This window comes from Microbispora sp. CA-102843, from assembly GCF_050936215.1.
GTDB lineage: Bacteria > Actinomycetota > Actinomycetes > Streptosporangiales > Streptosporangiaceae > Microbispora.
Genome location: NZ_JBNJNF010000001.1, coordinates 8,487,044 through 8,509,233 on the forward strand (window position 1 = coordinate 8,487,044; position 22,190 = coordinate 8,509,233).

Annotated in this window: 18 protein-coding genes and 1 tRNA gene; 2 read left to right on the top strand and 17 right to left on the bottom strand. The window is 67.5% G+C overall.

Going from position 1 to position 22,190, the window contains the following annotated elements; genetic code table 11:
• Positions 1-219: 219 nt before the first annotated feature.
• From tuf to ACQEVJ_RS39200, 11 genes are all read right to left on the bottom strand, one after another.
• Positions 220-1,413, bottom strand: coding sequence for an elongation factor Tu (gene tuf / locus ACQEVJ_RS39150; RefSeq protein ID WP_169985150.1), 1,194 nt, complete (start codon positions 1,411-1,413; stop codon positions 220-222).
• Positions 1,414-1,511: 98 nt separating this feature from the next.
• Positions 1,512-3,560, bottom strand: a complete 2,049-nt coding sequence (fusA, locus tag ACQEVJ_RS39155) for an elongation factor G (RefSeq protein WP_433113218.1) — start codon at positions 3,558-3,560, stop codon at positions 1,512-1,514.
• A gap of 84 nt (positions 3,561-3,644) precedes the next feature.
• Entirely contained in the window at positions 3,645-4,115 is a 471-nt protein-coding gene (gene rpsG, locus ACQEVJ_RS39160) for a 30S ribosomal protein S7 (RefSeq protein WP_433109730.1), read from the bottom strand.
• Position 4,116: 1 nt separating this feature from the next.
• On the bottom strand, positions 4,117-4,491 hold the full coding sequence (gene rpsL / locus ACQEVJ_RS39165) for a 30S ribosomal protein S12 (protein ID WP_030508316.1): 375 nt from the start codon (positions 4,489-4,491) through the stop codon (positions 4,117-4,119).
• Between the two features lie 558 nt (positions 4,492-5,049).
• Positions 5,050-8,925, bottom strand: coding sequence for a DNA-directed RNA polymerase subunit beta' (locus ACQEVJ_RS39170; RefSeq protein ID WP_433109731.1), 3,876 nt, complete (start codon positions 8,923-8,925; stop codon positions 5,050-5,052).
• A gap of 19 nt (positions 8,926-8,944) precedes the next feature.
• Entirely contained in the window at positions 8,945-12,418 is a 3,474-nt protein-coding gene (rpoB, locus tag ACQEVJ_RS39175) for a DNA-directed RNA polymerase subunit beta (RefSeq protein WP_433109732.1), read from the bottom strand.
• 420 nt (positions 12,419-12,838) lie between these two features.
• Positions 12,839-13,345, bottom strand: a complete 507-nt coding sequence (locus ACQEVJ_RS39180) for a hypothetical protein (protein ID WP_433109733.1) — start codon at positions 13,343-13,345, stop codon at positions 12,839-12,841.
• Positions 13,342-13,830 carry a hypothetical protein gene (locus tag ACQEVJ_RS39185; protein ID WP_433109734.1) on the bottom strand — a complete coding sequence of 163 codons (489 nt, stop codon included), beginning with the start codon at positions 13,828-13,830 and terminating at the stop codon, positions 13,342-13,344. Before ACQEVJ_RS39185 ends, ACQEVJ_RS39180 begins: the two co-directional genes overlap by 4 nt.
• Positions 13,831-14,023: 193 nt before the next feature.
• On the bottom strand, positions 14,024-14,419 hold the full coding sequence (gene rplL / locus ACQEVJ_RS39190; protein ID WP_433109735.1) for a 50S ribosomal protein L7/L12: 396 nt from the start codon (positions 14,417-14,419) through the stop codon (positions 14,024-14,026).
• Positions 14,420-14,497: 78 nt separating this feature from the next.
• Positions 14,498-15,022, bottom strand: a complete 525-nt coding sequence (rplJ, locus tag ACQEVJ_RS39195; protein ID WP_030510277.1) for a 50S ribosomal protein L10 — start codon at positions 15,020-15,022, stop codon at positions 14,498-14,500.
• 223 nt (positions 15,023-15,245) lie between these two features.
• Entirely contained in the window at positions 15,246-16,091 is an 846-nt protein-coding gene (locus ACQEVJ_RS39200) for an LppX_LprAFG lipoprotein (RefSeq protein ID WP_433109736.1), read from the bottom strand.
• Positions 16,092-16,283: 192 nt separating this feature from the next.
• Between ACQEVJ_RS39200 and ACQEVJ_RS39205 the strand changes: the two genes are divergently transcribed.
• Positions 16,284-17,501 carry an amidohydrolase family protein gene (locus tag ACQEVJ_RS39205; protein ID WP_433109737.1) on the top strand — a complete coding sequence of 406 codons (1,218 nt, stop codon included), beginning with the start codon at positions 16,284-16,286 and terminating at the stop codon, positions 17,499-17,501.
• Between the two features lie 7 nt (positions 17,502-17,508).
• On the opposite strand, the gene ACQEVJ_RS39210 is transcribed toward ACQEVJ_RS39205, so the two are convergent.
• From ACQEVJ_RS39210 to ACQEVJ_RS39235, 6 genes are all read right to left on the bottom strand, one after another.
• A complete protein-coding gene (locus ACQEVJ_RS39210) occupies positions 17,509-18,006 on the bottom strand; it encodes a MarR family winged helix-turn-helix transcriptional regulator (protein WP_433109738.1) in 498 nt (165 codons plus the stop codon).
• Between the two features lie 100 nt (positions 18,007-18,106).
• A complete protein-coding gene (gene rplA, locus ACQEVJ_RS39215; RefSeq protein ID WP_433109739.1) occupies positions 18,107-18,820 on the bottom strand; it encodes a 50S ribosomal protein L1 in 714 nt (237 codons plus the stop codon).
• Positions 18,821-18,893: 73 nt separating this feature from the next.
• Positions 18,894-19,325, bottom strand: a complete 432-nt coding sequence (gene rplK / locus ACQEVJ_RS39220; protein ID WP_193207638.1) for a 50S ribosomal protein L11 — start codon at positions 19,323-19,325, stop codon at positions 18,894-18,896.
• A gap of 94 nt (positions 19,326-19,419) precedes the next feature.
• Positions 19,420-20,193, bottom strand: coding sequence for a transcription termination/antitermination protein NusG (gene nusG, locus ACQEVJ_RS39225; RefSeq protein WP_433109740.1), 774 nt, complete (start codon positions 20,191-20,193; stop codon positions 19,420-19,422).
• Between the two features lie 55 nt (positions 20,194-20,248).
• Positions 20,249-20,506 (bottom strand): preprotein translocase subunit SecE, encoded by a 258-nt coding sequence (secE, locus tag ACQEVJ_RS39230; protein ID WP_433109741.1) that lies wholly within the window; start codon positions 20,504-20,506, stop codon positions 20,249-20,251.
• Positions 20,507-20,581: 75 nt separating this feature from the next.
• Positions 20,582-20,654 (bottom strand) — tRNA-Trp (locus tag ACQEVJ_RS39235).
• A 235-nt stretch (positions 20,655-20,889) separates the two neighbouring features.
• Here ACQEVJ_RS39235 and ACQEVJ_RS39240 point away from each other — a divergent pair.
• Positions 20,890-22,095, top strand: coding sequence for a pyridoxal phosphate-dependent aminotransferase (locus tag ACQEVJ_RS39240; protein ID WP_433109742.1), 1,206 nt, complete (start codon positions 20,890-20,892; stop codon positions 22,093-22,095).
• Positions 22,096-22,190 lie beyond the last annotated feature (95 nt).

A 22,190-nucleotide genomic window follows, 5' to 3' on the forward strand; every position in this document is an offset into this window, starting at 1 on the left:
TCCTATAAAGCTTCGCGCGGCCTGTTGCCGCAGGTCGTTTCCACGCGACCGACGTCCCGGAGCCTGTCCGGTCCTCCGTGATCTGGCAGTGGCTTCGGCCCGCGTTCGGCCGAAAGCACTGCGAGATCACGGTCTCGTCGCCCGTGGGGGGCCGTCTCCGGCCCCTGCGTGGTGCGGCGGTCAGGCCCCTGTGGACCCGACCGCCGCCCAGCGGTGCTGCTACTTGATGACCTTCGTGACGCGACCGGCGCCGACGGTGCGGCCACCCTCGCGGATCGCGAACTTCAGGCCCTCTTCCATGGCGATCGGCTGGATGAGCTGGACGGTCATCTCGGTGTTGTCACCGGGCATGACCATCTCGGTGCCCTCCGGCAGGTTCACCACGCCCGTCACGTCAGTCGTACGGAAGTAGAACTGAGGACGGTAGTTGTTGAAGAACGGCGTGTGGCGGCCGCCCTCGTCCTTGGACAGGATGTAGACCTGCGCCTCGAACTCGGTGTGCGGGGTGGTCGTGCCCGGCTTGATGACACACTGACCGCGCTCGACATCCTCGCGCTTGATGCCGCGCAGGAGCAGACCGACGTTGTCACCGGCCTGGCCCTCGTCGAGGAGCTTGCGGAACATCTCGACGCCGGTGACGGTCGTCGTGGTGCTCTTCTCCTTGATGCCGATGATGTCGACGGTCTCGTTGACCTTGACGATACCGCGCTCGATACGGCCGGTGACGACGGTGCCACGACCGGTGATCGAGAACACGTCCTCGATCGGCATGAGGAACGGCTTGTCGGTGTCACGAACGGGCTCGGGGACGTTCTCGTCCACGGCGTTCATGAGCTCGATGATCGAGTCGCCCCACTTCTCGTCGCCCTCGAGCGCCTTGAGCGCCGATACGCGCACGACCGGCAGGTCGTCGCCCGGGAACTCCTGGGCGGACAGCAGCTCGCGGACCTCGAGCTCGACGAGCTCCAGGATCTCCTCGTCGTCGACCATGTCGGCCTTGTTGAGGGCCACGACGATGTAGGGGACGCCGACCTGGCGGGCCAGGAGGACGTGCTCCTTCGTCTGCGGCATGGGGCCGTCGGTCGCCGCGACCACCAGGATCGCGCCGTCCATCTGGGCGGCACCGGTGATCATGTTCTTCACGTAGTCGGCGTGACCGGGGCAGTCCACGTGGGCGTAGTGGCGCTTCTCGGTCTGGTACTCGACGTGCGCGATGGAGATGGTGATTCCGCGAGCCTTCTCCTCGGGCGCCTTGTCGATCTTGTCGAACGGGGTCGCCTCGTTGAGCTGCGGGAAACGGTCGTGAAGCACCTTGGTGATCGCCGCGGTCAGAGTGGTCTTGCCGTGGTCGATGTGCCCAATGGTGCCGATGTTCACGTGCGGCTTGTTCCGCTCGAACTTGGCCTTGGCCACTGGTCTGTCTCCTTGAGATTCTGACTTGACTTGCGTCTTCTACCTCAGGCTCTGTACGGCGGGGCGCCCGAGAGCGCCCCACCCTACAGCGAGCGGAACTATTCGCCCCGAGCCTTCGCGACGATCTCCTTGGCGATGCCCGGGGGCACCTCCGCGTAGGAGTCGAACTGCATGCTGTAGCTCGCCCGTCCCTGAGTACGGCTGCGCAGGTCGCCCACGTAGCCGAACATCTCGGAGAGCGGAACGAGCGCCCTGATGACACGGGCGCCGGACCGTTCGTCCATTGCCTGGATCTGTCCGCGACGACCGTTGAGGTCGCCGATGACATCTCCCATGTAGTCCTCGGGCGTGGTGACCTCGACGGCCATCATCGGCTCGAGGAGTACGGCGTCCGCCTTGCGCGCGGCCTCCTTGAAGGCCATCGAGCCGGCAATCTTGAAGGCCATTTCCGACGAGTCGACCTCGTGGAAGGCGCCGTCCTGAAGCGTGACCTTGACACCGACCATCGGGTAGCCGGCGAGCACGCCGAACTCGGCCGCCTCCTGCGCGCCCGCGTCCACCGACGGGATGTACTCCCGCGGGATGCGGCCACCGGTGACCTTGTTCTCGAACTCGTAACCGTCGTTGCCCTCGCCCAGCGGCTCCAGGTTGATGATCACGCGCGCGAACTGGCCGGAACCACCGGTCTGCTTCTTGTGCGTGTACTCGACCTTCTCCACCTTGCGGCGGATGGTCTCGCGGTAGGCGACCTGCGGGCGGCCGACGTTCGCCTCGACCTTGAACTCGCGGCGCATCCGGTCGACGAGGATCTCCAGGTGGAGCTCGCCCATGCCCCAGATGACCGTCTGGCCGGTCTCCTCGTCACGGCGGACCTGGAAGGACGGGTCCTCCTCGGCCAGCCGCTGGATCGCGGTGCCCAGCTTCTCCTGGTCGCCCTTGGTCTTGGGCTCGATGGCCACGTTGATGACCGGCGCCGGGAACGTCATCGACTCGAGGACGACCTGCTTGACCGGGTCCGAGAGGGTGTCACCGGTGGTGGTGTCCTTCAGGCCCATGACGGCCACGATCTGACCAGCGGTCGCGGTCGGGCGCTCCTCGCGCTTGTTCGCGTGCATCTGGTAGATCTTGCCGATCCGCTCCTTCTTGCCCTTGACCGAGTTCACCACGGTGGTGCCGGCCTCGAGCGTTCCGGAGTAGACGCGGATGTAAGTCAGTTTGCCCAGGTGCGGGTCGCTCATGATCTTGAACGCCAGGGCGGCGAAGGGCTCGCTCGGGTCCGCGTGGCGCTCGACGATCTCCTCCTCGTTGCCCACCGCGTGGCCCTTGAAGGCCGGGATGTCGGTGGGAGCCGGGAGGTAGGCGACGATCGCGTCGAGCAGGGGCTGCACGCCCTTGTTCTTGAACGCGGTGCCGCACAGGACCGGGTTGATCGAGCCGGCGACGGTCGCCCGGCGGATGGCCGCGACGAGCTGCTCCTCGGTGGGCTCGACGCCCTCCAGGAAGAGCTCCATGAGCTCGTCGTCGTTCTCCGCGACGGTCTCGACGAGCTTGTCGCGCCACTCACGGGCGGCGTCGGCGTGGTCGGCCGGGATGTCGACGGTGTCGTACATCTCGCCCTTGGCCGCCTCGGCGCTCCAGAGCAGACCCTTCATCTTCACCAGGTCGATGACGCCCTTGAAGTCGGCCTCGACGCCCCAGGGAAGCTGGATGACCACCGGGGTGGAGCCCAGCCGGTTGATCATCATGTCGACACAGCGGTGGAACTCCGCGCCGACCCGGTCCATCTTGTTCACGAAGCAGATGCGGGGCACGCCATACCGGTCGGCCTGGCGCCAGACCGTCTCCGACTGCGGCTCCACGCCCGCGACACCGTCGAACACCGCGACCGCGCCGTCGAGAACACGCAGCGACCGCTCGACCTCGATGGTGAAGTCCACGTGTCCGGGCGTGTCGATGATGTTGATCGTGTGATCAAGCCAGCTACAGGTGGTCGCGGCGGACGTGATCGTGATGCCGCGCTCCTGCTCCTGCTCCATCCAGTCCATGGTGGCAGCGCCCTCATGGACCTCACCGAGCTTGTAGTTGATGCCGGTGTAGAACAGGATGCGCTCAGTCGTCGTGGTCTTGCCCGCATCGATATGGGCCATGATCCCGATGTTGCGGACCCTGGCCAGGTCAAGAGCGGTCGTGGTGGCCACTTCTTCGCGTCCTTAACTCGTCGTCGGTGCTCACTACCAGCGGTAGTGGGCGAAGGCCTTGTTGGACTCGGCCATCTTGTGCGTGTCCTCGCGCCGCTTGACGCTGGCGCCGAGGCCGTTGCTCGCGTCGAGCAGCTCGTTCATGAGCCGCTCGGTCATGGTCTTCTCGCGGCGCGCCCGGGAGTACTGGACGAGCCAGCGCAGCGCCAGCGTGGTGCTGCGCGAGGCCTTGACCTCGACGGGCACCTGGTAGGTGGCGCCACCGACGCGGCGGCTCTTCACCTCGAGCGTCGGGCGGACGTTGTCGAGAGCGCGCTTGAGGGTGACGACCGGGTCGTTGCCGGTCTTGTCCTTGCAGCCCTCGAGGGCGCCGTAGACGATCGACTGCGCGAGGGAGCGCTTGCCGTCCAGGAGAACCTTGTTGATGAGTGCGGTGACCAGCGGCGAGCTGTGCACCGGGTCAGCGACCAGCTGGCGGCGACCAGGGGAACCCTTGCGCGGCATGTCAGCTCTTCTCCTTCTTAGCGCCGTAACGGCTGCGGGCCTGCTTGCGGTTGCGGACAGCCTGGGTGTCCAGCGAACCGCGGATGATCTTGTAGCGAACACCCGGCAGGTCCTTCACACGACCACCACGCACGAGCACCATCGAGTGCTCCTGGAGGTTGTGGCCCACCCCGGGGATGTAAGCCGTGACCTCGATGCCGTTGGTGAGCCGAACACGGGCCACCTTGCGCAGCGCCGAGTTGGGCTTCTTGGGGGTCGTCGTGTAAACGCGGGTGCAAACGCCGCGCCGCTGCGGGCTCCCCTTGAGGGCAGGAGTCTTGGTCTTGCTGACCTTGTCCTGCCGGCCCTTCCGGACCAACTGCTGAATGGTGGGCACCGCGTCTCCGTTTCGTGCCTAGCCGGTGATACGTAGGACCCGGTCGAGGTGGCGATGCCGCCTCTCACAGGCTTGCAGGTTCTGCCGGTGTCATGACCTGCTGGTTTTCCATCCCCTTCGACCCCCGCGCTCGGGCGTGTCGCGCTCTTGTCGCATCACACCCGGGCGGACCCGGTCGATCTGGAGGAATCACGCGGCGCCCCCACACGCCTCTCTCGTCGAGAAGCGGCATTTGAGCGCACGCGTGCGAGCCCACAGAAGGGCACGGAGGTAAAGCCTACCCGCCCCCCTACAACACGTCAAAACAGAGGAGGACGCCCCGGAGGGACGTGCCCCGCTGTCTCAACATGTCGCTACGCCGACGGCCCAAGCCGGACCGCCGAAGGACTCGGCCTCCTATCATACCGCCCCCACGAGCGGCTTCTCACGGTTTCCACGCCGTCCCCGCCCGGCACCGCGCGTACGCCGAGCGCGGACAACGGAAAGCGGCCCGGGGCGGGATGCCCCGGGCCGCTTCCGTACGTCCCCGCCGCGGCGATCGCTCACCGCGGCGACCTGTCAACGGCCGTACTGGCCGAAGTCGTACTCCTCCAGCGGGACGGCCTCGCCGCTGCCGGAGCCGAACGTGTAGTCCGCCGCAGAGCCGTCGTAGCCGCCGACCGTGTACATCGCGGCCTTGGCCTCCTCGGTCGGCTCCACCCGGATGTTGCGGTACTGGGGCATGCCCGTACCGGCCGGGATGAGCTTACCGATGATGACGTTCTCCTTCAGGCCGAGCAGCGAGTCCGACTTTGCGTGGATCGCCGCGTCGGTGAGGACTCGCGTCGTCTCCTGGAAGGACGCCGCCGACAGCCACGACTCCGTGGCCAGCGAGGCCTTGGTGATGCCCATCAGGACCGGACGGCCGGAGGCCGGCTGGCCGCCCTCCGCAACGGTCTGACGGTTCATCGCCTCGAAGCGCGGCCGCTCGACGAGCTCACCGGGCAGCAGCTCGGTGTCACCGGACTCCAGCACGTTCACGCGCTTGAGCATCTGCCGGACGATGACCTCGATGTGCTTGTCGTGGATCGACACACCCTGCGAGCGGTAGACCTGCTGCACCTCGTCCACCAGGTGGAGCTGGACGGCACGCGGGCCGAGGATGCGCAGGACCTCGTTCGGGTTGCGCGCACCGGCGACCAGAAGCTGGCCGACGTCCACGTGCTGCCCCTCGGAGACCAGCAGGCGCGACCGCATCGACACCGGGTAGGCGATCTCGTCGGAGCCGTCGTCCGGAGTGATGACGATCTTGCGGGTCTTGTCGGTCTCGTCGATCCGGACTCGGCCGGCGACCTCGCTGATCGGAGCGACACCCTTGGGGATGCGCGCCTCGAACAGCTCCTGGACACGCGGCAGACCGTGGGTGATGTCGGCACCTGCCACACCACCGGTGTGGAAGGTACGCATGGTCAGCTGCGTGCCGGGCTCACCGATCGACTGGGCCGCGATGATGCCGACGGCCTCGCCGACGTCCACGAGCTTGCCGGTGGCCAGCGAACGGCCGTAGCAGGTCGCGCAGACACCGATCTTGGCCTCGCAGACGAGCGTGCTGCGGGTCCTGACCGTCTCGATGCCGGCGTTGACCAGCGCCGTCACGATGTCGTCGTTGATGTCGACGCCCGCCGACGCGACGAGCTTGCCGTCCACCTCGACGTCCTCGGCCAGGATGCGCCCGTGCACGTTGCTCTCGGCGTTCTCGGCCTTGACCAGGTTGCCCTGGGAGTCGCGCTCGCCGACGTGCAGCGGGACGGCCCGGTCGGTGCCGCAGTCGATCTCGCGCACGATGACGTCCTGCGCGACGTCGACCAGACGACGGGTCAGGTAACCGGAGTCGGCGGTCCGCAGGGCGGTGTCCGCCAGACCCTTCCGCTGGCCGTGGGTCGAGATGAAGTACTCCAGCACCGACAGGCCCTCGCGGAAGGAGGACTTGATCGGCCGCGGGATCGTCTCACCCTTGGTGTTGGACACCAGGCCGCGGATGCCGGCGATCTGCCGGACCTGCATGCGGTTACCGCGGGCGCCGGAGTTGACCATCATCCAGACCGGGTTGGTCGCCGGGAACGCGTTGACCATGTCGGTCTCGACGTCCGCCGTCGCGTGGGTCCAGATCTCGATGAGCTCCTGACGGCGCTCCTCGTCGGTGATCAGACCGCGGTCGTACTCCCGCTGGACCTTGTCGGCGCGCTTCTCGTACGACTCCATGATGGCGGCCTTGTTCGGCGGCGCCACGACGTCCTCGATGGAGATCGTGACACCGGCGCGGGTCGCCCAGTAGAAGCCGGCGTCCTTCAGCGCGTCGAGCGCGTTGGCCACCTCCACCTTCGGGTACCGCTCGGCCAGCTCGTTGACGATCGCCGAGAGCTGCTTCTTGCCGACCTGGTAGTTCACGAAGGGGTAGTTGGCGGGCAGCGTCTGGTTGAACAGGCACCGGCCCAGCGTGGTCTCCAGCCGGATCGGGTCGCCGGTCTCCCAGCCCTCAGGAGCCTCCCAGCCGCGCGGCGGCGGGACGTCCTTGAGCCGCACCCGGACCTTGGCCTGGATGTCCAGCTCGTGGCGGTCGAAGGCCATGAGGGCCTCGGACACCGAGGCGAACACCCGGCCCTCGCCTACGCCACCCTCCTTCTGGGTGGTCAGCCAGTACAGACCGATGACCATGTCCTGCGTGGGCATCGTCACCGGCTTGCCGTCCGCCGGCTTGAGGATGTTGTTGGTGGACAGCATCAGGATCCGGGCCTCGGCCTGGGCCTCGGCCGACAGCGGCAGGTGCACCGCCATCTGGTCGCCGTCGAAGTCCGCGTTGAACGCGGTGCAGACGAGCGGGTGGATCTGGATGGCCTTACCCTCGACGAGCTGCGGCTCGAAGGCCTGGATGCCCAGGCGGTGCAGGGTGGGCGCGCGGTTGAGCAGCACCGGGTGCTCGGTGATGACCTCTTCCAGCACGTCCCACACGACCGGCTTGGACCGCTCGACCATCCGCTTGGCGGACTTGATGTTCTGCGCGTGGTTGAGATCGACCAGGCGCTTCATCACGAACGGCTTGAACAGCTCCAGCGCCATCTGCTTGGGCAGGCCGCACTGGTGGAGCTTGAGCTGCGGGCCGACGACGATGACCGAACGGCCGGAGTAGTCGACGCGCTTGCCGAGCAGGTTCTGCCGGAAACGACCCTGCTTACCCTTCAGCATGTCGCTGAGGGACTTCAGCGGGCGGTTGCCGGGGCCCGTGACCGGGCGGCCGCGGCGGCCGTTGTCGAACAGGGCGTCGACGGCCTCCTGGAGCATCCGCTTCTCGTTGTTCACGATGATCTCGGGCGCGCCGAGGTCGAGCAGACGCTTGAGGCGGTTGTTCCGGTTGATGACCCGGCGGTACAGGTCGTTCAGGTCCGAGGTGGCGAAGCGGCCACCGTCGAGCTGAACCATCGGCCGCAGGTCCGGCGGGATCACCGGGATGCAGTCGAGGACCATGCCGCTCGGCGAGTTGCGGGTGTTGAGGAACGCCGCGACGACCTTGAGCCGCTTGAGGGCGCGGGCCTTCTTCTGGCCCTTGCCGCTGCGGATGGTCTCCCGCAGGTTCTCCGCCTCGGCCTCCAGGTCGAAGCTGGCCAGCCGCTCCTGGATGGCCTGGGCGCCCATGCCACCGCGGAAGAAGCGGCCGAACCGGTCGCGCATCTCGCGGTAGAGCAGCTCGTCGCCCTCCAGGTCCTGGACCTTGAGGTTCTTGAAGCGGCTCCAGACCTCCTCGAGCCGGTCCAGCTCGCGCTGGGCCCGGTCGCGGAGCTGGCGCATCTCGCGGTCGGCGCCCTCACGCACCTTGCGACGGGCGTCGCCCTTGGCGCCGGCGGCCTCCAGCTCGGCCAGGTCCGCCTCGAGCTTCTTCTGGCGGGCCTCGATGTCGGCGTCACGGCGCTGCTCGATGTGCTGCCGCTCGACGGAGATCTTCGCCTCCAGCGACGGCAGGTCGCGGTCACGCATCTCGGTGTCGACATGCGTGATCATGTAGGCCGCGAAGTAGATGACCTTCTCCAGGTCCTTCGGGGCCAGGTCGAGCAGGTAACCGAGGCGCGACGGGACGCCCTTGAAGTACCAGATGTGGGTGACCGGAGCGGCCAGCTCGATGTGGCCCATCCGCTCGCGGCGCACCTTGGCGCGCGTGACCTCGACGCCACAGCGCTCACAGATGATGCCCTTGAAGCGGACGCGCTTGTACTTGCCGCAGTAGCACTCCCAGTCCCGGGTCGGACCGAAGATCTTCTCGCAGAAGAGCCCGTCCTTCTCCGGCTTGAGGGTCCGGTAGTTGATGGTCTCCGGCTTCTTCACCTCGCCGTGCGACCACTGCCTGATGTCGTCGGCGGTCGCGAGGCCGATGCGCAGCTCGTCGAAGAAGTTGACGTCGAGCACTAGATAATCCCCTTTTGAATCAGACCTCGTCGACGGTCATCGCGCCCTCGTGGGGACGCCGGGACAGGTCGATGCCGAGCTCCTCCGCCGCGCGGAAGACGTCCTCGTCGGTGTCCCTCATCTCGATCGACATGCCGTCGCTGGAGAGAACCTCGACGTTCAGACAGAGTGACTGCATCTCCTTGATGAGGACCTTGAAGGACTCGGGAATGCCCGCCTCGGGGATGTTCTCGCCCTTGACGATGGCCTCGTAGACCTTCACTCGGCCCAGGACGTCGTCGGACTTGATCGTCAGGAGCTCCTGCAGCGCGTAGGCCGCGCCGTAGGCCTCCAGCGCCCACACCTCCATCTCGCCGAAGCGCTGGCCGCCGAACTGCGCCTTACCACCCAGCGGCTGCTGGGTGATCATCGAGTACGGGCCGGTCGAGCGAGCGTGGATCTTGTCGTCGACCAGGTGCAGCAGCTTCAGGATGTAGATGTAGCCGACCGAGATCGGGTGCGGGAACGGCTCGCCGGAGCGGCCGTCGAACAGCCGCGCCTTGCCGTTCTCCCCCACCATGCGGGAGCCGTCCCGGTTGAGCAGGGTGTTGTCGAGCAGGCCGACGATCTCCTCCTCGTGGGCGCCGTCGAACACCGGCGTGGCGACCTTGGTCCAGGGCTCGACCCGGTCCATGCCCTTGTCGCGCAGCCGCTCGGCCCAGACCTCCTCGAGACCGGAGACGTCCCATCCGCGGGCGGCGATCCAGCCGAGATGTGTCTCCAGCACCTGGCCGACGTTCATCCGGCCGGGCACGCCCAGCGGGTTGAGCACGATGTCGACCGGCGTGCCGTCCTCCAGGAACGGCATGTCCTCCACCGGCAGGATCTTGGAGATGACGCCCTTGTTGCCGTGACGGCCGGCGAGCTTGTCACCATCGGTGATCTTGCGCTTCTGCGCCACATAGACACGGACCAGCTCGTTGACACCCGGAGGAAGCTCGTCGCCCTCCTCACGGCTGAACACCCGCACCCCGATGACCTTGCCGGACTCACCGTGCGGCACCTTCAACGAGGTGTCACGGACCTCACGCGCCTTCTCACCGAAGATCGCACGCAGCAGCCGCTCCTCAGGAGTCAGCTCCGTCTCACCCTTGGGAGTGACCTTGCCCACCAGGATGTCACCGGTCACCACCTCGGCACCGATCCGGATGATGCCACGCTCGTCCAGGTCGGCCAGAGCGTCCTCGGAGGCGTTCGGGATGTCCCGCGTGATCTCCTCGGGGCCCAGCTTGGTGTCGCGGGCGTCGACCTCGTGCTCCTCGATGTGGATCGACGACAGCACGTCGTCCTGCACCAGACGCTGGGACAGGATGATCGCGTCCTCGTAGTTGTGACCCTCCCACGGCATGAACGCCACCAGCAGGTTCTTACCGAGCGCCATCTCACCGTTGTCGGTGCACGGACCGTCGGCGACGACCTGACCCCGCTCGACCCGGTCGCCCTCGGCCACGATCGGCTTCTGGTTGAAGCAGGTGCCCTGGTTCGACCGCTTGAACTTCGCCACCCGATACGTCGTCCGCGTGCCGTCGTCGTTCATCACGGTGACGTAGTCGGCCGAGACCTCCTCCACCACACCGGCCTTCTCGGCCGTGATGACGTCACCGGCGTCGGTCGCGGCGCGATACTCCATGCCGGTGCCGACCAGCGGAGCCTCACTCTTGAGCAGAGGCACCGACTGACGCTGCATGTTCGAACCCATGAGCGCGCGGTTGGCGTCGTCGTGCTCCAGGAACGGAATCATCGCGGTCGCCACCGACACCATCTGGCGCGGTGAGACGTCCATGTAGTCGACCTCGGACGGGTGGACCGCCTCGAACTCGCCGCCCTTGCGGCGGGCGAGCACGCGGGTCTCGGCGAAGGTGCCGTCGGCGTTCAGGACCGTGTTGGCCTGCGCCACGACGTGCCGGTCCTCCACGTCCGCGGTCAGGTAGTCGATCTCTTCGGTGACCCGGCCGTCGACGACCTTCCGGTACGGCGTCTCCACGAAGCCGAACGAGTTGACCCGCCCGTAGGAGGACAGCGAGCCGATCAGACCGATGTTCGGCCCTTCCGGCGTCTCGATCGGGCACATGCGGCCGTAGTGCGACGGGTGCACGTCGCGGACCTCGAAGCCCGCGCGCTCACGCGACAGACCACCCGGGCCGAGGGCGGACAGACGCCGCTTGTGCGTCAGGCCGGCCAGCGGGTTCGTCTGGTCCATGAACTGCGACAGCTGCGAGGTGCCGAAGAACTCCTTGATCGACGCCACGACCGGGCGGATGTTGATCAGGGTCTGCGGCGTGATCGCCTCGACGTCCTGCGTGGTCATACGCTCGCGGACGACGCGCTCCATGCGGGCCAGGCCCAGGCGGACCTGGTTCTGGATCAGCTCGCCGACACTGCGCAGACGGCGGTTGCCGAAGTGGTCGATGTCGTCGGTCTCGACGACCACCGAGCCGTCCGGGCCCATCGTCTCCTCACCGGCGTGCAGCCGGACGATGTACTCGATGGTGGACACGATGTCCTCGTCGGTCAGCGTGCCCTGGGTGATGTCGGACTGGACGCCCAGCTTCTTGTTGATCTTGTAACGGCCGACCTTGGCCAGGTCGTAGCGCTTCGGGTTGAAGTACAGGTTCTCCAGCAGCGCCTGCGCCGACTCCTTGGTCGGCGGCTCGCCCGGACGCAGCTTGCGGTAGATGTCCAGCAGCGCGTCGTCCTGGCCGGAGGTGTGGTCCTTCTCCAGGGTCGCCCGCATCGACTCGTACTGACCGAAACGCTCCAGAATCTGGTCGCTGGTCCAGCCGAGCGCCTTCAGCAGCACCGTGACGGGCTGCTTGCGCTTGCGGTCGATGCGCACGCCGACACTGTCACGCTTGTCGATCTCGAACTCGAGCCACGCGCCGCGCGACGGGATCACCCGGCAGCCGAACAGGTCCTTGTCGGAGGTCTTGTCGACCGAGCGGTCGAAGTAGACACCAGGGGACCGGACGAGCTGGGAGACCACGACACGCTCGGTGCCGTTGATGATGAAGGTGCCCTTCGACGTCATGAGCGGGAAGTCGCCCATGAACACCGTCTGGCTCTTGATCTCACCTGTGGTGTTATTGATGAACTCCGCCGTGACGAACATCGGGGCGGAGTAGGTCATGTCCTTGTCTTTGCACTCATCGACTGAGTACTTGGGCGGCTCGAACCTGTGATCCCGGAACGACAGGGACATGGTTCCGGAGAAGTCCTCAATGGGACTGATCTCCTCGAAGATCTCTTCGAGACCCGACTGGGCCGGGACGTCCTTGCGCCCGGCCTGGCGAGCCGCCTCAACCCGGCCCTTCCATTTCTCGTTCCCGAGCAACCAGTCGAAGGACTCGGTCTGCAAGGCGAGAAGGTCGGGTACTTCGAGCGGCTCCTCGATACGTGCGAACGACACGGTTCGGGGACCAGCGGGTACGGCGGAGGCGTTGCGCGAGGCTGCCAACAGATGTCCTTCCGAGGGCTCGCGGACTGACTACACGCACGCCAGACGACCAAGACTAAGAGTTACTCAGAGAGACGGTCGTCAAAGGGCAGCGCAAAGGGGCAGTGTAGCCGATCGGCATACACCTGTCCACTCCGCTATCGCTCTGCGCTCCACGTTGGTGGCAGCATCACCCGTCAGCGCCGAAACGTCAAGCCCGAGAGCCGACATTTCGCCTAACCGACAGGCGTCACGCTGGGTTTTTCCGCCCTCGGGACCGAGCGAGCGCCGGGGATCCAGTCCCTACCCGGGACCGGAGACGGGTAACGCTCAGTCACGCGAACGGCCCAACGCTGACCCTCGGTCGATGCCGCCGTGCCCTGAATACCCAGCCGCAGGCACGGCTTAAACGTCTTCTTTACTAACAATTTAGCCACGCGCTCAGGGAACGGGCGTGTCACCCAGGAGCGTGGACAGCCTTGAGGCCCGCCAGCCGTCGCCCTGCGTCACCATGACCAGGCGCGCCCTTCCCTGGCTGACCTGCTGCTTCGGCTCCTCCTGACCCGGGCCCGACCGCGTCGTGACCATGTTCACGAACAACAGCACCCGGACCTCTTCCGGCGTCGCCGACTCCACGCCGGCGGCGGCCACGACCGCGTGCTGGACCGTCTGGCGCTCGCGCGCCTGCGGGCCGAGCGTCGCCACGAGCGTCCGGTAGTGGTCCGCCAGCTGCCCGGTGGCGTGCGCGCCCGCCCTCAGCATGTCCCGCTCGATCGTACGGTAGTCGTACGACAACATGTCGGGCGCGTAGGACCGGGCGGCCGAGAGGGCCTCCCGGGACGCCCTCTCGGCGGCCTGGAGGCGGCGCAGGTCGAGCAGCAGCCACACGGCGGCGACGGCCAGCCCGGCCGCCACGAGGACCCCCAGCACCCGCAGCAGCCGCCTCACTGCACCAGCTCCGCCCGCGAGACCAGCCACAGGCCCGAGGCCTTCGTGACGTCCATGCGCCAGCGGAAGAAGCGCTCCTCCGGAGGGGTCTTCCTGCCGTCCTCCCAGTGGATCACCGCGTCGCCGACGATCAGCACCTGGGCCGTACGCCGGTCGCCGTCGAGAGAGGCGAGCGCGGAGGCCCGCAGGACCCCCGTCTGGACGGCCTTGTTCTTCAGCGTGGCGGTCCTCAGGGCCGCCTGCCCGGCGGCGTACTGCGCCCGCTCCGGGCCCGTGGAGGTCGCCAGCGCGCGTTTGATGTCGTCGTCGATGCGGCGGTGGTCGATCGACATGAGGCTCACGGCGTGCGCCGCGGCGGCCTGTACGGCCATCTCCCGGTCCTGCTCCGCGGCGAGTGCCTCCGTACGGGCCCGGGCGAGATGCTGGACCGCCAGCGCCAGCACGGCCACGAGGAGGACGAGCCCGACGGTCAGCGCGCGCCGCATCCCCGCACCTCCTGAGCACCCGGTCGTCTCGGCCCGATCACGTCGCGCGGATCCTATTCCGCACGATAGATCAACGGGCCCGCCCTGCCCATAGGGTCTGGATTCCGTACGACTTCCGGGCATGCGAAAGGGGCGGCCCCATCCGGCACCTGGATGGACCCGCCCCTTCGGTGAAGCGTGTTACGAAACCGTCTTACTTGACGGTGACGGTGGCGCCGGCGCCCTCGAGGGCAGCCTTCGCCTTCTCGGCCTGCTCCTTGTTGACCTTGCCGTCGAAGACCGGCTTCGGAGCGCCGTCCACGAGGTCCTTGGCCTCCTTGAGGCCCAGGCTCGTCAGGGCGCGGATCTCCTTGATGACCTGGATCTTCTTGTCGCCGGCGGCCTCGAGGATGACGTCGAACTCGTCCTGCTCCTCGGCCTCCTCGGCGGCGGCACCGGCGCCACCGGCGGCCGGGGCGGCGGCGACGGCGACCGGAGCGGCGGCCTTGACGTCGAAGGTCTCCTCGAAGACCTTCACGAACTCGGACAGCTCAAGGAGGGTCATCTCCTTGAAGGACTCGAGCAGCTCGTCGGTGCTGAGCTTCGCCATGATGTGTTCCTCCAGTGGATCTAGCAAAAAACGTGAAAAGGGACCGCGGTGCGCGCTTCCCCCGTCCGCTGCGCGGACCTACTCGCCGGCCTCTTCGCGCTTGGCGCGCAGAGCCTCGGCCAGTCGAGCCATCGTGGTGGGCAGCGCGGCGAAGGTGGCGGCAGCCTGGGACTGCTTGGCCTTCAGTGCGCCGGCCAGCTTCGCGAGGAGCACCTCGCGGGACTCAAGGTCGGCAAGCTTCGTGATCTCGTCGGGGGTCATCGACTTGCCGTCGACGACGCCACCCTTGATCACCAGGAGGGGGTTGGCCTTGGCGAAGTCACGCAGACCCTTGGCCGCCTCCACGACGTCGCCCTTGACGAACGCGATGGCGGTCGGCCCCTGGAACAGGTCGTCCAGGGAGGTGATCCCGGCGTTGTTAGCCGCGATCTTGGTGAGCGTGTTCTTCGCCACGGCGAACTTCGCATTCCCACCGAGAGAGACGCGCAGCTGCTTGAGCTGAGCGACGGTGAGACCGCGGTATTCGGTCAGAACGGCGGCGCTGGATCCCTCGAACTCACTCTTGAGCTCGGCGATCGCGACGCTCTTCTCCGCCTTCGCCATGGGCCTCCTTCCAGATGTGCCGCCGGCGAAGGCCCTCAGAAAACAGACAAGCCCCGGCGCAGGCGCACGGGGCTTGGGTGGACGTCAAACGTCCTCAAGCTTCTCCACACCTACGCGGGCCGTCCACTCACGTGGATCCTTCGGTCACCGGGCTGTACGCCCGACGACGACCGGCGGTCTTTGGCAGGAGACAGACTACGTTGTCAACCGGCAGGACGCCAAATCAGCTTCCGATGCCGGACGGCTGCTGCAGCGTCTGCGGCAGCTCACCGACCTGGTCGGCGGCCGGCGCCTCGATCGAGACCGGCTCGTTGAACGACTTGAACATCGCCGTGGCCTTGAAGGTGCCGGCGTCCGGCTTGCCGCCGTTCAGCTCGACCTTGCGCGGCAGGCCCTGGGCGTCGATCCAGGCGTCGAACTTGACGTCCTTGGCGGCCGCGAGCTCGCCCTGCAGGCGGCCGCGCTGGTCCTCGGGAAGCTGCTTGACCGCCTCGTCCACCGGGAAAGAGCCCGAGTAGTGGGTCGTGTCCACCCCGCCGACCTGCTCGCTGCCCACCGACTTCACGTCCTTGGACGCCGTGAGCATGGCGACGCTCGTCTTCAGGTCGAACTGCTGGGCCTGGGCGAGGTACTGGTCGACGTTCACGCCGGCCTGCGAGCCGAGCTGCTTCAGGTCGAGCCTGATCCACGGCTTGGTGGCGCCCACCAGGGTCTTGAGCATGTCGAGCTTCACGTACGCCACGTCGCCCTGGACGATCACCCGCACGCCGCCGGGCACGTTCTGCCCGTTGAACGCCACCTGGCTGAGGTTGATGTCGGACGTGATCTGCGGGGTCTTCTGGTAGAGCATGGTGCCCTGGACGACGCCTCCCTGACCGCCCGTGGCGTCGGTGACGTTCACCACGAGGTCCGCGGCATAGGTGTTGACGTCGTCGGCCTTCTTCGCGGTCTGCTGGATGACCTCGGCCGCTGACAGCTGTGCGTTCTGGAGAGACGGAGTCGCGGTCGTCCCGCATCCCGCGACCGTGATCGCGGCCACCGCCCCGGCGGCCACCAGTAGTCGTCGCATTGTGTCCATCCCTTCGGTGTCCCCCTTTACCTGCCCTTGACCCTATGCGCCTAACGCCACAAGCGCGCTGGCACCGGGCAAACCCTCATGAGTCGTGCACAAGACCTCTACATCTCCCATCTCGTTTGTCTTCTGATAATTAGCCCTCGTACTATCTGGGGCGAAACCAGATGCCGATGGCGGAGGAGAGCCATGCGTACGCTGATCAAGGACGTGCGGGTGTTCGACGGGGAGCGCACCATCCCCCGTACGGACGTGCTGATCGAGGACGACCGGATCGCGGAGTGGGACGGGGGGCGGGCGGACGCCGAGATCGACGGCTCGGGCGGGACGCTGCTCCCCGGACTGCTCGACGCCCACACGCACGTGTCCGACGGCATGCTTGCCCAGGCGCTGACCTTCGGGGTGACCACCGAACTCGACATGTTCTGCCTGCCGTCCAACCTGGCCAGGCAGCGCCGGCTCGCGGCGGACCGCGACGACGTGGCCGACCTGCGCAGTTCGGGAGTGCTCGCGACCGCGCCGGGAGGGCACCCCAGCCAGATCATGGCGGTCGAGGGGCCCGGGCTGGAGCACCTGGGCGACGCCGTGGGCCCCTTCGACACGATCGCGGACGCGGGCGAGGCCGAGGCGTTCGTCGACGCGCGACTGGCCGAGGGCGCCGACTACCTGAAGATCGTGATCGACGACGGCTCCACCGCCGGGCTGGACCTGCCCGTCCTGTCCCCCGGCGTCGTGGCCGCCCTGGTCGAGGCCGGGCACGCGGCGGGGCTCATGGCCGTCGCGCACATCGCGACCGCCCGGGAGGCCGCCATCGCCCTCGACGCGGGCGTCGACGCGCTCACCCACGTCTTCCACGACCTCGGGCCCGAGGATCCGTACGTGGCCGAACTGGCCGCGCGCATCGCGGGGCAGGGCGTCTTCGTGGTCAGCACGCTCAGCTACATCGAAGTGATCACCGGAGGCGAGGGCGGCGCGGAGGTCTTCGCGGACGAGCGCATCGCGTCCCGCCTGCCGGAGGGGACGGCCGGGAACACCCGCAGGGACCCCGGGGTGGTCCCGGTGCACCCGCGGGGCCTCGTCAACGCCCTCGGTGCGGCCCGGGCCCTGCACGCCGCCGGTGCGGCCGTGGTGGCGGGCACCGACGCCAACTTCCTCGCTCCCCCGCACGGCATGAGCATGCACCGCGAACTGGCGCTGCTCACCGAGGCGGGCCTCACCTGTGAGGAGGCGCTCGCCGCGGCCACCGCCGTCCCCGCACGGCTGTTCACGCTGCACGACCGGGGGCGGATCGCGCCGGGCCTGCGCGCGGACCTGCTACTGGTGGACGGCGACCCGACCCGCGACATCACCGCCACGCGCGCCCTGCGCGAGGTCTGGCGCCGCGGCGTACGGCAGAGCCGGGGCTGAGTACGGCCTACGCGAGGGCGGCCAGGAGATCGCGCAGCAACCGGTCGAGCGTCGCGGCGTCCTCCGTGGCCAGCCCCGACGCGAGCCGGGCGAGGTTCGCCGCGTGGTCGGTGAGCGTCGCGTCGATGACCTCGCGCCCCTTCTCCGACAGCGTGATCTTGAAGCTGCGCCGGTCGGCCGGATCGAGGCTGCGCTCGACCAGCCCGGCGGCCTCCAGCCGGTCGAGCCGGCTGGTCATGCCTGCACGCGACATCATCACCATGTCCGACAGCTCGGAGGGGATCAGCGTGTACGGCGGACCGGAACGGCGCAGCGCGGCCAGCACGTCGAAGTCACCCGAGCGCAGGCCGTGCCGGTTGAGGATCTCCTCGACCCGGCCCTCGACCACCCGGGCCACCTGGGCGACGCGACCGAAGACCCCCATGGCCGACAGGTCCAGGTCGGGCCGCTCGCTCCGCCACTGGTCAAGGATGTGATCGACGGAATCCCTGCGCTCTTCGGTCACGCGCCGAGTTTATTCGCCGTCTGATCACCCGAAGACGCGCGGAAGCCCCCGCCCTGGAAAGGGCGGGGGCTTCCGTCGTCGTATCGGCCGGGGTGACGGCTCAGGCGTCGATCTCGGCGGTCATCGCCCGCGTCACGTTCGGGTCGACCGGGATGCCCGGGCCCATGGACGTGGTGAAGGTGACCTTCTTGAGGTAACGGCCCTTGGCCGCCGACGGCTTGAGACGCAGCACCTCGTCCAGCGCCGCGGCGTAGTTCTCCACGAGCTGACGGTCGTCGAAGGACGCCTTGCCGATGATGAAGTGCAGGTTCGCGTGCCGGTCGACCCGGAACTCGATCTTTCCGCCCTTGATGTCGCTGACGGCCTTGGCCACGGCGGGCGTGACGGTGCCGGTCTTCGGGTTCGGCATGAGGCCGCGGGGGCCGAGCACGCGGCCCAGACGGCCGACCTTGCCCATCATGTCCGGGGTGGCGACGACCGCGTCGAAGTCGAGACGGCCCTTGGACACCTCGTCGATCAGCTCGTCGGAGCCGACGATGTCGGCGCCCGCCGCGCGAGCCTCCTCGGCACGGTCACCGGTCGCGAAGACCAGGACCCGGGCGGTCTTGCCGGTGCCGTGCGGGAGGTTGACGGTGCCGCGGACCATCTGGTCGGCCTTGCGCGGGTCGACACCCAGCCGCAGGGCGACCTCGACGGTCGCGTCGAACTTCGTGGTCGCGGTCTTCTTGGCCAGCCGTACGCCGTCGATCGGGCTGTACAGGGCCGCGCGGTCGACCTCGGCCGCCGCGTTCTTCCAGCTCTTGCTGCGCTTCACTTCATGCTCCTCGTGGAGATCGTGGTCCGGGCCTGCGCGTCGGCCCTCCCACTGCGTTGGGTGCCGGTGAGAGTCAGTCGGCGATGGTGATGCCCATGGAGCGGGCGGTGCCGGCGATGATCTTCTCGGCGGCCTCGACGTCGTTCGCGTTGAGGTCCTGCATCTTGGTCTCGGCGATCTGGCGAAGCTGCTCGCGGGTCAGCTTGCCCACCTTGTCCTTGTGCGGGTTCGCGCTGCCCTTCTGCAGACCGGCGGCCTTCTTGATCAGCTCCGGCGCCGGCGGCGTCTTCGTGACGAAGGTGAAGGTGCGGTCTTCGAAGATGGTGATCTCGACGGGGATGATGTTGCCCCGCTGGGCCTCCGTCGCCGCGTTGTACTGCTTGACGAAGTCCATGATGTTGACGCCGTGCGGACCGAGCGCGGTACCGACCGGCGGCGCGGGGGTGGCCTGTCCAGCGGGAAGCTGGACCTTCACCAGTGCCGCGACTTTCTTCTTTGGAGGCATTAGTCCTTCTCCGGGTCCTTTGTCCTACAAAAGCCTCACAGGCACGCCGAAGCAGGGCGTGCGTGAGGACGGCTATCGAGTCTACGCGAGGCGGTCAGATCTTCGAGACCTGGTTGAACGACAGCTCGACCGGGGTCTCTCGGCCGAAGATCGAGACGAGGACCTTGAGCTTCTGCGACTCGGCGCTGATCTCGCTGACCGTGGCCGGCAGCGTGGCGAACGGCCCGTCCATGACCGTGACGGACTCGCCGACCTCGAAGTCGACGGTCGCGGCGGTCGTCTTGGTCGTGGCCTTCTTGACTTCCTCGGAAGGCTCCGGGGCGAGCAGCTTGGCGACCTCGTCGAGGTTCAGCGGGCTCGGCTTGTTGGACAGGCCGACGAAGCCGGTCACACCGGGCGTGTTACGCACAGCGGCCCAGGACTCGTCGCTCAGGTCCATCCGGACCAGGACGTAACCGGGAAGCACGCGCTCCTTGATCGGAGTCTTCTTGCCACCCTTGAACTCAGTGATCGTGTGGGTCGGCACCTCGACCTGGAAGATGTAGTCCTCCATGTTGAGGGACCCGATACGGCTCTCGATGTTCTGCTTCACGCGGTTCTCATAACCGGCGTACGAGTGGATGACGTACCACTCGCCGAACTGGCCGCGAAGCTGACGCTTGAATTCCTCGACCGGGTCGACATCCGGGAGGACGTCACCGTCCTCGTCGACCTGCGCGGCGGCCTCGGCCGAGTCTTCGCCGCCGTCACCGCCCTCTGCGTCGGCGACCGTGGTCTCCTCGACCTCTGCTACGGCCTCGTCCTGCTCGGTGCCCCACTCGTCATGCTCGTCATGGGAGCGGTCGGCCGGCATCGGGGACTCGGACACGGGACTCTTCCTTCTTCGCTTGGTGTCTTGACGTGCTACGACGTCTCGGGCCGGATCAGGATCCGCCGAAGAGCCAGAGCACGCCCTTACCCAACAGCGTATCGATCCCGAACACGAGCCCAACCATGATCACTACGAAGACCAGGACAACTACGGTGTACGAGATCAGGTCATTGCGCCGGGGCCAGATGACCTTGCGCAGCTCGGCGACGACCTGCCGGTAGAACAGAGCGGGCGAGGTGCGCTTTGCCTTCTTCTCACTGGTCGGCTTGCCTGGCTTGCCAGCGGTCTCACCGCGGGTGTCAATCGCCACAGTCCTCACCTGATCCGTCGTGTCCGTCGCAGTTGCGGCGCGCTTTCACGCCATTGCTGCGCGGACCGCACTCCGCAGGGCACGAGGGACTCGAACCCCCAACCGCCGGTTTTGGAGACCGGTGCGCTACCAATTGCGCTAGTGCCCTAAGCCGTGCACCACGATACCCGAGAAACGCGTCGAAGCGTCCTTCGTGGCGTTCACGTGGCCCACTAGTCGGTGAAGTGTACGCGGGATTCACCACTCCGTCGAACCACATGGTCGCCGCACCGCCCGGAGGCGGCCCGGGTGCCGTTCCTGTGCGGTTCAAAGCTACCGTGCGAACCCGTCCGCATCCTGGATATGGAGACGAAACCGCGCGGCGCGTCTGGAACGATGGAGGCATGACCCGTCCTCGCATCTCCGCACGCATATCCGCGATCTCCGAGTCCGCGACTCTGGCCGTGGACGCCAAGGCCAAGGCGATGAAGGCGGCCGGTCGCCCGGTCATCGGCTTCGGCGCCGGCGAGCCCGACTTCCCCACGCCCGACTACATCGTCGAGGCAGCCGTCGAGGCGTGCCGGAACCCCAGGTTCCACAAGTACACGCCGGCGGGGGGCCTGCCCGAGCTCAAGCAGGCGATCGCCGACAAGACGTTGCGCGACAGCGGGTTCCAGGTCGAGGCCGCGCAGGTCCTGGTGACGAACGGCGGCAAGCAGGCGGTCTACGAGGCGTTCGCCACGCTGCTCGACCCCGGTGACGAGGTCCTGGTCGTGGCGCCCTACTGGACGACGTACCCGGAGGCGATCAAGCTCGCGGGCGGCGTCCAGGTCGACGTGGTCACCGACGAGACGACCGGCTACCTGGCCTCGGTCGAGCAGCTCGAGGAGAAGCTGACCGACCGCACCAAGGTCCTGCTGTTCGTCTCGCCGTCCAACCCGACGGGGGCCGTCTACTCCCCCGCCCAGGTCGAGGAGATCGGCCGCTGGGCCCTGGACAAGGGCCTGTGGATCGTGACCGACGAGATCTACGAGCACCTGGTCTACGGCGAGGCGAAGTTCTCCAGCATCGCCACCGCCGTGCCCGAGCTGCGCGACCGGGTCGTCGTGCTGAACGGCGTGGCCAAGACGTACGCGATGACCGGCTGGCGGGTGGGCTGGCTGATCGGCCCGTCCGACGTGGTCAAGGCGGCGACGAACCTGCAGTCCCACGCCACCTCGAACGTCTCCAACGTGGCCCAGGCCGCCGCGCTCGCGGCCGTCTCCGGCGACCTGTCGGCCGTCGCCCAGATGCGCGCGGCGTTCGACCGGCGCCGCCAGACCATGGTCAGGCTGCTCAACGAGATCCCCGGCGTGGTCTGCCCCGAGCCGTTCGGCGCGTTCTACGCGTACCCGTCGGTCAAGGCGCTGCTGGGCAAGGAGATCCGCGGCAGGCGCCCGCAGACCTCGGCCGAGCTGGCCGAGCTCATCCTTGAGGAGGCCGAGGTCGCGCTGGTGCCCGGCGAGGCGTTCGGCACCCCGGGTTACTTCCGCCTGTCGTACGCGCTGGGCGACGACGACCTGGTCGAGGGCGTCAGCCGGGTGGCCAAGCTCCTGGCCGAGGCGCACTAGGACTTCGCGATCCCGGCACGAAGGCCCGGTTTCCCTCATGCGGGACCGGGCCTTCGTCATGCCGATGACCAGGCAATGCACGCCTGTCGCCGACT